2 protein-coding genes and 6 pseudogenes are annotated in these 11,596 nt (G+C 33.6%); all 8 read left to right on the top strand.

The features are described 5' to 3' along the window. The first annotated feature begins 189 nt into the window (after positions 1–189). A complete protein-coding gene (locus ACEW7V_RS02165) occupies positions 190–345 on the top strand; it encodes a hypothetical protein (protein ID WP_374695306.1) in 156 nt (51 codons plus the stop codon). 1,249 nt (positions 346–1,594) lie between these two features. Then, positions 1,595–1,819, top strand: a complete 225-nt coding sequence (locus tag ACEW7V_RS02160; protein WP_374695305.1) for a hypothetical protein — start codon at positions 1,595–1,597, stop codon at positions 1,817–1,819. Between the two features lie 275 nt (positions 1,820–2,094). Next, positions 2,095–2,527, top strand: a pseudogene (gene rplK, locus ACEW7V_RS02155) (50S ribosomal protein L11). Between the two features lie 92 nt (positions 2,528–2,619). Next, positions 2,620–3,323: pseudogene (gene rplA, locus ACEW7V_RS02150) on the top strand (50S ribosomal protein L1). 64 nt (positions 3,324–3,387) lie between these two features. Further along, a pseudogene (rplJ, locus tag ACEW7V_RS02145) lies at positions 3,388–3,760 on the top strand (50S ribosomal protein L10); the annotation flags it as partial. A gap of 163 nt (positions 3,761–3,923) precedes the next feature. Next, positions 3,924–4,305: pseudogene (gene rplL / locus ACEW7V_RS02140) on the top strand (50S ribosomal protein L7/L12). Between the two features lie 167 nt (positions 4,306–4,472). After that, a pseudogene (locus tag ACEW7V_RS02135) lies at positions 4,473–8,283 on the top strand (DNA-directed RNA polymerase subunit beta). Positions 8,284–8,309: 26 nt separating this feature from the next. Further along, positions 8,310–11,596: pseudogene (rpoC, locus tag ACEW7V_RS02130) on the top strand (DNA-directed RNA polymerase subunit beta'); the annotation flags it as partial.

The following is an 11,596-nucleotide window of genomic DNA, read 5'->3' as shown; positions in this document are numbered from 1 at the left end:
AAAAATTCTTAATTTTTAGACTCCATTAATAAACCCTCATAACTTAGAACCATTTTCTAAGAACTGTTGAAACTTGTGCCTTTGGATAGTGTTATTATGAGTAAAAAACATCAAGTCCCACTCCAATTCCACAGTTGCCAAAATTTCTTGTGGTGCCTTGGAATACACTAAAGTTTTTTAGTTACTAATTTGCATCAAACCATTTTTAAAACTAAAAAAAAATCAGAAGTTTTAATCCTGCATTGTTACCAAATAGCAATTCTTCCCAATCTTTTCTGCAAATCTAAAAACAGTTCTTTGGCTATTATTGTTGGCAACGAAAGAATAGGCATTAGAAATTATTAAAACAACAATGGTTGTTGGTTAAAATTCCCTATGTATGGAAAAAATCAATTCTTTAAATGTAAGTGTTGCCGCTGCATTAATGATCTACTCCACTTTTATTTTTGGCGATAATTAACCCTTGCCTCTCAAAAAAACTAATCACGAGCATTTTTAAGCAGCTAATCATTTATCTAATTTGGGTTACTGTTAGTTTTTCTTACCATCTTTCATCCAACATTCATCATCATTTTCTTCAGGATATTTTTTTTTCACTTAATTTTTATATTTTATTTTTACTAAAACACTGATTTATGATATAATAAAAAAGATGTTTTGAAAATAAATTAATGTTTTTTTTTTTTTCAACTTTCTAACATAAAAGGAGCTATTTTTTGAAAAAAATATTTTTAGTTTGTGTTTTTGTGTCTAAACCGCAATTACAATACCAAACCGATCAATCAAAGCCCAAAACGTTTAACTTTTAAAAAATATTGCTCTTGTTACTAACAAACACACTTTGCATCAAGAAACTAAGTAAAGTTTTAACTTTATAGAATTAAAATATGGCAAAACAAACCAAATCAGTTATTAAAGTAATCAAAGAGAATATAGTTGGCTCAATATTTTACTAATTACCACTTCCTATTTTGTGTCTCTTGCTCTTTGTAGACAATTATTGCAACAAAAACATTTTGAAACTATGCATTGGTATTGCCTTTGCTTTGGATTCTTTTGATTTTTTTATTTTTGCGATAGGTTCATTTACTTTTTCAAAGATGCACATTTTTGCAAATTTGTAACATTAGTTAGCCTTCCTTAAAACAAATTTTGTTTAAAACATTACAAAGTTATTTTTTTCACATTGTTCTTAATCCCTTTTTGTTCATCACCATGATTCTTATGTTATTGGCAAATTAACCCATTTTGTGTCAAAATCAAAAATTTGTTGAACAAATAAAATGAATAAAACAGAAAAACAAATAAAAAGAGACACAAGCGCAAGAACAACAAGATCAGAAAAGACTCCCAAAATACATGTCACCTTAAGTAGTATATTGCTCAAACTATTCAGGTTAACAGAAAATGTTGTAAAGACGATTTGTTAAGAGAGTCAGAAGCATTGGCATAGGTGATTTAGTATCTAATGTTTTGTCTCCCCAAGAAAGAATATTATGGCTTTCGTTTGGATGGAAAAAAGGTTAAAGAGCGTAAAATGTACCCCCAGTTTTGGTTTTTATTCAAATGATGATTACTGACCGATCTTGGTTTGTTGTCAGAAACACTCACGGTACTGGTTTTTAGGTTCCAGCAGGATGGGTTCCTGGAAAAACCAGTTCCTTTATCTGAAAACAGAATCAATCCTGTTTTATTAAAAATGGGCATCATCAATAAACCCGATTATAAAAATTTTATCGGCAAAAAAGTAGAAATTATTTCTGGTTTTTCGGGTCAAATAAATGAAGTATCAAGTATTGATGACGACGTGAAAAAATGACAGTGGAAGTAGATTTGTTTTGGTAGAGCAACTCCAGTAGAAATTTCTTTCAACGACTTTAAAAGAAATATCTTAATTTTTGCATAATTTCTAACATTTTTATCAAATATTTAAAATTTATGTTAAAATAAGTTGTCTAAAAAATTTTATCATATTTTTTGTATTTACAATATAAACAATATTTGGAAATTTAATGAAACGCAAACAAAGAATAAAAACAACTCAAATTATCAAGTTTTTTATTTCAAGTCCCTGTTCCGAAAGAAAGGTTTTTTATGCATAAAAAAGTTGTTAAAACGGTAAAATTACAAATTCCTGCAGGAAAAGTAATCCAGCTCCTCAGTAGGACCTGCTTTAGAACCAAGCCCAAGTTAATATTCCTGCTTTTTAATTCCCAATTTAACAAGAACAACTAAAGATCAAATGGGTTTTCGTTATCCCTGTTATCGTTTCTGTTTATGAGGACAGAACATTTACTTTGTAACTAAAACTCCTCCAGCAAGTGATCTTTTAAAAAAAAAAAAAAGCTGCTAAAATTGAATCTGGTTCTGCTAATGCAAGCCAAACCAAAGTAGCTACTATCACCCACAAACAAGTAGAAGAAATCGCCAATTTAAAGCTTCAGACCTAAATGCTTATTGCGTTGAAAAAGCTTGCAAAATCATTGAAGGCACAGCTCGTAATATGGGAATTTTAGTAAAAGGTTAAAATATTAAAATAGTTTTACCCCAATTATTCAAATTTCAAATTAAAAAATTTCTAAAAAAATGTCAAGTTGTTTTGAGAAAGGAATTACTGCGATGAAACGAGGCAAAAAATATTTAGCATCATTACAAATGTTTGATGTTGTGCAAAAACATATCCGCTTCAAGAAGCTATTAGCTTAGCTAAACAAACTCAAGTTGCTAAATTTGATGCTGCGGTAGAATGTGCTTTTCATCTAAATTTAGATCCTAAAAAAAGTTGATCAAAATTTAAGAGGAGTTTTAGTTTTACCACATGGCACTGGTAAAGTCTTAAAAGTAGCAGTTCTTGCTAAAGGAGAACAAGCTAAACAAGCACAAGAAGCCCAAACGGGTCTACTACGTAGGCGACCAAGATTTAATTGATAAAATTGCCAAAAACTGGTTGGATTTTGATGTCTTAGTTGCTACTCCCAAAATGATGCCGCAATTAAGTAGAATTAGGGCGCCTTTTAGGACCCAAAGGACTAATGCCTAACCCTAAAACAGGTACTGTAAATAAATGATGTTTTACAAGCAGTCAAAGAAAATTAAAAATGGTAAAATTGAATACTGCCTAGACAAAAGCGGGAATATTCACGCCATATTAGGTAAGGTTTCTTTTGATGAGACAAAATTACTAGAAAACTTAAAAAACTTTATATCTTCAATTAATGGCTGTTAAACCTCGTACAGTGAAAGGCACTTACATTAAAAGTGTTACTATTTCAACTACGATGGCACCAGGTATTAAAATTGACCCTGTTACAATTTCACAATAATCAAGATCAAAATTTTGAAGGAAGGAAAAGGGCATAAACATGATAAAACTCAGTTAGCCAAAAAATAGATTCAGTTGTTGTTTTGCAAGAAAAAATTAGCAATGCCAAAACAGTTATTGTTTTTGAATATGCAAGCTTACCGGTAAGCTCTTTTATGCAACTGCGTCGTGAGTTAAAAAAAACTAGTTGTGAAGTAAAAGTATATCCCAAAAACATCATGCAAAGAGCTGTTACCAACGCCAAACAAGCTGATTTAGTTACCTTTTTAAAAGGAGCAAAAGCTTTTAATTATTATTCCATGAATATTACAGAACCAATCAAAACCAGATTTATAATTTTGCTAAAAAAATAAAGCAGTTAAAATAGTTTCTGGAATCGTGGAACAAAAAATTGTCTCCTTGCAAGAAATAAACACCTTAGCTACTTTGCCTTCAAAAAGAACAAATGAAGAAGTAGCTGTCTAATGTTGCTGTAACTTTTTTGCAACATTTTTAAAGCAATTTCTATTCAAATATGCTAGTACAAAACCAAAGAACAATAAAACCCCCAACAATAAACAATTAATTTATGAATGAAAAGATTATAACAAAGGAAATTTACATGGCTAAGTTAACGAAAAGCTTTTGTATCGGCTTTAAAAGAAATGTCTTTATTAGAGATTAAAGAATTATTAGATGGTTTGAAAGAAGAGTTTGGAATTGACCCAACTGCTTTAGCAGTTGCAGCTCCTGGAGCAAATAATGCAGCTGAAGTAGAAGAAAAAACCGAATTCACAGTAGTTATGAAAAGTTTTGATGAAAAAAGAAACTTGCTGTTATCAAAACAGTGCGCGAAGTAACAGGATTAGGCTTGCTTGCTAGATGCTGCTAATTTTGTTAAAGTTCCTGACTCTTTAAAGGCAAAAGAAAATGTTTCCAAAGCTTTAGCAGAAGATATCAAAAACAAGTTAGAACAAGCTGGAGCTGTTGTTGAACTTCAATAAATTATTATCTTGTAAGTAATATAAAACCTGAGTTTTCTCAGGTTTTTTAGTTCTACATTGTTTTATTTTTATACCCCAACCCCAAAACCCAAAAATCGCAAAGACACAATTAAAAATAAAGATTTTGGCAAAACAAACTACCAATTAATAATTTATAGGAGCATAAGATGGGTTATCATAATGTCAAATATGGCAAAAAGCACAACGTCGTAATTATTCTAAAACAATTTATGATGTTGATTTGCCCAATTTAATTGAAATTCAAAACCAATCTTTTGATTGGTTTTAAAACACGGTATTAAAGAATTGTTGCAGGATTTTTTGTCCTATTGAAAGTTATAATGGGGATTTAAAAATTCACTTTGATGATTATTTTTTAGCACCCCAAAATATAGCATTGAAGAAACTAAAATTAAAGATATAAGTTATGTTGCCCAATTATTTGTCAAAACTACTTTAGAAAATGTTTTAACTGGCGAAACTAAACAAAAGCAATATTTTACTTACTGAATTGCCTCTAATGACTCCCACTGGGACTTTTGTTATCAACGGAACTGAAGAGTAGTAGTTTCTCAAATTGTACGTTCCGCTAGCGTGTATTTTGCAGGTAATTTTGACAGCAAACTCAAGCAGAACCACTTATTCTGGATAAGTAATTCCTTCGTGGTGCTTGGATTGAATACGAAGAAGGCTCTAAAGAAATTTTGTATGCCAAACTAGATCGTTCCAAAAAAATCCCCTTGTCTAATTTTATTTATGCTCTAGGTTTTGACAGCAAAGAAGCAATCAGAAATGTCTTTGGCAAAAGCGCTATCCTTGATTCTGTTTTGATAAAGAAACTGATATGGACTCGAACAACAATGCTTTGGTAGAACTGTATTCTAAAATCCGTCAAGGCAGAAAAAGTTCCTGTCATTTCACTGCTAGAGATTTTATCAAGAACAAGACTTTTGATCAAAAAAAATACGACCTGGCCTAAAGTGGGAAAGATACAAATTTAACAAAAAACTAGACGTTCTTACCCGAGCTGAAAACACTTATTTGGCAGCCGATTTGTCAATCCCAAAACTCAAGAAATAATAATTGCACAAAGACGAACTTTTAACCAAAGAAAAAATTGCAATCCTGAAACAAAATCGTCATTTTTTGCTCAAGAAATCTTCGACGCTAAACATAATTTAGAAAACAGAGAAACTGATGAAGAGATTTTAGCATATAAAAAAGACCCCAAAAAACGAATTATTAACCAAAAACTAACATCATCAACTCTCGCACTGGTGAAGTTTTAGTAGCTAAAGACAATTTAGTTAACGACGATATTATCAATCATTTAAGACACAATATTCACAATCTTGATGAAAAAGTATCTGAATTTTTCTTAGAACTAAAGATATTTATCAAAAGAAGCAGACCGTCAAGGAGTTTTTAACGAAATTTTAGAAGTCTATACTTCAAAAAAGACGAATCAGGTAAGCTATATCACAAAGTCAAGCTTATTGAAACGACCAAAGAGAAACCAAAAACACATCACTTTATCAGATGTTATTGCAAGTATTAATTATTATTTGAATCTTTATGAAAACGTAGGCACTGTTGATGATATTGATCATTTAGGAAATCGTCGTTTAAGATTAATTGGAGAATTGTTAAAAAACCAATTCCGAATTGGTCTTACCAGAGCTGAAAAAAATATCAAAGATATGATTTCCACTAGCAAATTCAGCTGAAGTTAACGGTCCAGGCGACCTAGTTAATTTTACTTTTTAATGAGTGTAATCAAAACTTTTTTCACAAGTTCACGCTTATCGCAATTCATGGATCAAATCAATCCTTTAGCAGAATTAACCCAAAAAAGAAGGGTATCAGCTTTAGGTATCGGAGGAATTAATCGTGATCGCGCAGGCATTGACAGTGCGCGACGTGCACAATTCCCACTACGGCAGATTATGTCCCATTGAAACTCCTGAAGGACCTTCCATCGGACTTATCACATCCCTTTCTACTTATGCCAAAGTCAATAAGTACGGTTTTATCCAAACTCCTTTCTTTAAGGTTTTGCACCAAGACGGAAAACTACCCTTTCGCTCCACATAGATTATTTAACAGTTGACCAAGAAAAAAGAAGGTAAATTATTAATTTCAGCTGGGTTTGTTTTGGATGCCAATAATGATTTTCAAGACAAAAATAATTGCTCGTAGCAACGGTGAAACAGGCATTTTTGAAAGAAGCCAAATAACATATGCTGACGTTTTCTCCTAAACAAATTGTCTCTGTTGCAACTTCTTCGATCCCCTTTTTTAGAACACAACGACGCTTCCAGAGCTTTAATGGGAGCCAACATGCAACGTCAAGCAGTCCCTTTATTAATCCCTGAATCTCCTATTGTTGGGAACAGGTGTTGAATATCGCGCTGCCAAAAGACTCAGGTTGCTTAATTATTGCCCGCGAATCAGGATTTGTTACTTATGTTGATGCTCAAAAATAATTATCACTAAAAAACCCAACCAAAATGTTCTCTTATTAAATGGCAAAACCCTTTACGATACTACCCAAAAAATTTACCTACGCCCGCCAAGGCTTTATACGAGAACAACTACAAAGAACACCAAGCCGAATACACCCTCATCAATTTTGCCAAATCCAACCAAGACACTTTAGTATTGCAAAAACCGGATTGTAGTTTTGGGAGAACAAATCAATGAAGGCGATATTTTAGTAAGTGGACTCTACATCTCAAGGCGAATTAGCACTTGGCAGGAATGTTACAGTGGCTTTTATGACTTGGGAAGAAGTTATAACTATGAAGATGCCATCATTATGTCAGAAGAATTAGTCAAACACGATGTCTACACTTCCATCCACATTGATAAATACGAAGTTCAAACTAGAGAATTAAAAAAGGTAGCGGTCAAGAAGAAATCACTAGAGAAGTTCCCAACGTGGGCGCTGATGCTATTAAAAACCTTGACGCAAGAGGAATAATTATTCCTGGTTCCGAAGTTAAAGAAGGAGATATTTTAGTAGGTAAAATATCTCCTCAAGGAAACATTGAACCTTCTCCTTCTGAAAAATTAATTCAAATTGTAATTGGTGAAAAAGCCCGCGAATACAAAGACTCTTCTTTAAGGGTTCCTTTTTGGTGAAGGGGGATCGTTCAAAGTGTTCATTATTTCTCCAGAAAAAACGGTGATGTTCTTCCTGCTGGTGTCAACGAAAACATCCGTGTTTTCATCGCTAAAAACGTAAAATCAACGAAGGCGACAAAATGGCAGGACGACACGGAAACAAAGGTGTAATTTCTCGCATCTTACCTAAAGAAGACCTCTTATACGGTTATGGTGATGGCAATTTCAATTGATATCATGTTAAATCCTTTAGGAGTTCCTTAGTAGATGAACTATTGGACAAATTCTTAGAAATCCATTTAGGAATGGCTGCCAAAAATTAGGCATCAAAGTCGCAACTCCTGTTTTTGACGGCAGTATGACTACGACCTTAAAGAAATCATGAAAGAAGCCAATTTAGATCCTGATGGCAAAATGGTTTTATATGACGGACGCACCGGCGAACCCTATGACAGTCGTATTTCTGTAGGAGTTATGTATATGGTTAAATTATCTCACATGGTAGATGACAAACTCCATGCCAGAAACGTAGGACCATACACTTTAGTGACCCAACAACCTATGGAGGAAAAGTCCAAAACGGTAGGACAACGCTTCGGTGAAATGGAAGTATGGGCGCTTTATGCTTATGGAGCTGTTTCATACCTTACAAGAAATTTTAACAGTTAAAAGTGATATTGTAGGTAGAAAACAAAACTTACAGTGCCATCGTGCAAGGAACTCCACTTCCTAAACCAAGCATTCCTGAAAGTTTCCGAGTTTTCATATTAAAGAATTGCAATCTTTAGGATTGTATGTAGAACAATCAAAACCGATACTAAAGAAAATGAAGTTAATGGAAATAACAATTGATTACAAAAGGAAGGTTATAATTAAAGATGAGTGATAACAGATTATTTACTTTCAGTAGAAACTTTAAATCTTTCATCTCCAGTTTTAGAAAAATTAAAACTTTCTGGAATCAATACTTTGGAAGATTTTAACACCTTTTACTTTAGAAGAGTTAAGGCTTTTACTGCAAGAAGCTTTTTTAGAAGTTTTACCTATCCTCAAAAAAATTCGCCCTACCTCGCAATTTACAAAATCTAGATTTGAGTGAAGCCGTTATTAACATTCTTACTGAACTAGGAATGGAAGATTTTCAAGATCTTTTACAAACTAAAATGGCTGTCCTTACAAAAGCATTTGAAACCAATCCCCTTGCTTTTCAAAAATTAAACGACCTATTTAAGTTATACAACCACTTCCCTTCTATTTCATCTGACAAAGAATACGGTAGTAGAGATTATGATTATTTTTAAAATCCGTCTAGCTTCTCCTGAAGAAATCAGACAGTGGTACCTTATGGTGAGGTTACTAGCTACGAAACAATTAATCCATCGCACCTATAAACCAGAGATATCAGGATTATTTTGTCAAAAAGATTTTTGGTCCAGTAGTTGATTTCCAATGTGCTTGTTCTAAAAACAAGTAAGCATCAAAAGTCAATTTTGTAACAAATGTGGAGTTGAATTTACCGAAAACCAAAGTGCGTCGTGAAAAAGAATGGGACGCATTGAATTACAAACCCCCATCGTCCACACTTGGTACCTTAACTCTTCTCCCAGCCGTTTAGCTATTCTTTTAAACATCAAAACTAAACAATTAGAAGAAATAGTTTATTATGTTTCTTACGTTGTAATTGATCCTGGAAAAACCGAATTCAAACCTAAAGAAATTATTACAGAAAACCAATACAGTGAAGCTCTTTATGAATTTGGAAACGCTTTTGTAAGCTTTAACAGGTGCCGAAGCAGTTAAAAAATTACTAGAAAATCTAAATTTAGAAAAAAACTATCAAAGTCCTTCGCAAATCTTTATCGGAAAATTCCAAAACAAAAAAGAGAAAGCATTATTAAAAGACTAGAAATCATCGAATCTTTTTCATCAATCAGACAACAAACCTGAATGGATGGTAATGGATGTTATTCCTGTATTGCCTCCGGGGATTAAGACCGATGGTTCCTTTAGATGGTGGTCGTTTTGCCACTACTGAAGTCAACGATCTTTACCGCCGCATCCTTAATCGCAACAATCGTTTAAAAAACAAATGCTCCAAAAGCTCCTCGTTTAATCATTAAAAATGAAAAAAGAATGCTACAAGAAGCAGTTGATGCTTTATTTGATAATGCCAAAACTAGCAAAAAAACGTTAACAAACGTCGAAAAAAATCGCCCCACTCTTAAATCTTTATCCGAAATGCTACGCGGTAAATGGGGCGGCGTTTCCGTCAAAATCTTTTAGGTAAAAGAGTGGATTATTCGGGACGATCCGTAATTATTGTAGGTCCTGATTTAGAAATGCACCAATGCGGTGTGCCTCGTGAAATGGCAATTATTTTGTTCAAACCTTTCATTTTGAAAAAACTACAAGAAACCAAAGGAATTGACAAAAAAAACGCCAACACCATTTATGAAAAAATGAATGAAGAAGTTTGGAACGCCTTAGAAGAAGTAGTCAAAGAACACCCGGTCCTTTTAAACCGCGCTCCAACACTACACCGTTTAGGAATTCAAGCTTTTGATCCTAAATTAATTGACGGTAAAGCCATTCGCCTCCACCCTTTAGTTACGCCTGCCTTTAATGCCGATTTTGATGGCGACCAGATGGCAATTTATGTCCCTCTTTCTTTAGAAGCCCAAGCCGAAGCGCGCTTATTGATGCTTGTTTCAGACAACATTTTAGACCCTAAAATGGCAATCCAGTAGTAACACCTTTCCCAAGATATGGTTTTAGGAAACTACTATTTAACCATTAAGAAAAAAAAGATCGTACCCATAAACAGCTTCATGATGCTGCCCAAAAGAACTGCAGAACACCAATACAAACATCGCAATGAAGGAGCTTTTTTTGCTGACATCAACGAAGCCAAAACCGCTTATCAAAATAAAGAAATCCACCTTCACACAAGAATTTTTATCAAACCACAAGCAATTAATTTATCATTTACCGAAGAACAACGTCAAAAATATTTAATGACTACTTTAGGAAAATTAATTTTTAATGACATTTTGCCTCCAAGTTTCCCCCCTACATTAACGAACCAACTCAGTTTAATTTGGATGTCAAAACCCCCTGATGCTTATTTTTTAGCTCCAGGAACCAACCCCAACAATTCCTAAAAACTTCCCACCCCTAAACCTTTTAACAAAAATTCTATCTATGATTATTGCATGTTTTTTCAAACAAAATGAAAAATTACAGAAACTTCCAAAATGCTAGATCACATCAAAACTTAGGTTTCAAGTATTCTACTATCGCAGGAATTATAGTTTCATTTGCAGACATCAATACTTACTCCAATAAACAAGAATTGTTACAAGAAGTAGAAGCCTGCAATATTCAAATTGAGACTTGGTACAACGATGGTTTTTTAACAGATGCCGAACGTCGTCGTTTAGTAATTAACGAATGGAAAATCTATCTCGTGATAAATTCAAGAAGGCTTGATGAAAGAATTTCAACAAGACAACCACATTTTTATGATGAGCGAAAGTGGCGCACGTGGTAGTGTTTCTAACTTTACTCAATTAGCAGGGATGAGAGGGTTAATGAATAACCCTAAAGGTGAAATTATTGAAGTCCCTGTTAAAGCTTCTTTCCGAGAAGGTCTGAAAGTTTCTGAGTTTTTCATCTCTACTCACGGAGCCCGTAAAGGTTCACAACTGACACTGCCCTCAAAACAGCCGAGTCAGGCTTATCTAACGCGTCGTTTAGCGTTGACGTAACTTTCAAGATATTGTTGTTATCAAAGAAGACCGTAATAGTGACCGCGGTTTTGTTGTAGAAGCTATGATGAGTGACGGCAAAGAAATTGTTTCCCTCAAACAACGCATTATGGGACGCTTGCTAGTTGCGACATTTGTTCATCCCAAAAACCAACGCCCTTATTATAGCGCGCAATGAATTAATTACTGAGTCCAAAGCCCAAGAAATTATTACTGCCAAAATTAAAAAAGTTCCTATTAGAAGCATTTTAACTTGTAATTGTGAATATGGTATTTGCGCCAAAGACTACGGCGTCAATCTAGCTACAAATAAATTAGTAGAAATTGGCGAAGCTGTTGGTGTTATTGCCTCAATCCATTGGGGAACCAGGAACTCAAATTAACTATGAGAACTTTCC

It is taken from the genome of Areca yellow leaf disease phytoplasma (assembly GCF_041920595.1).
Note: the sequence above shows the minus strand (reverse complement) of the source record. Positions and strands in the feature narration are given on the sequence as shown.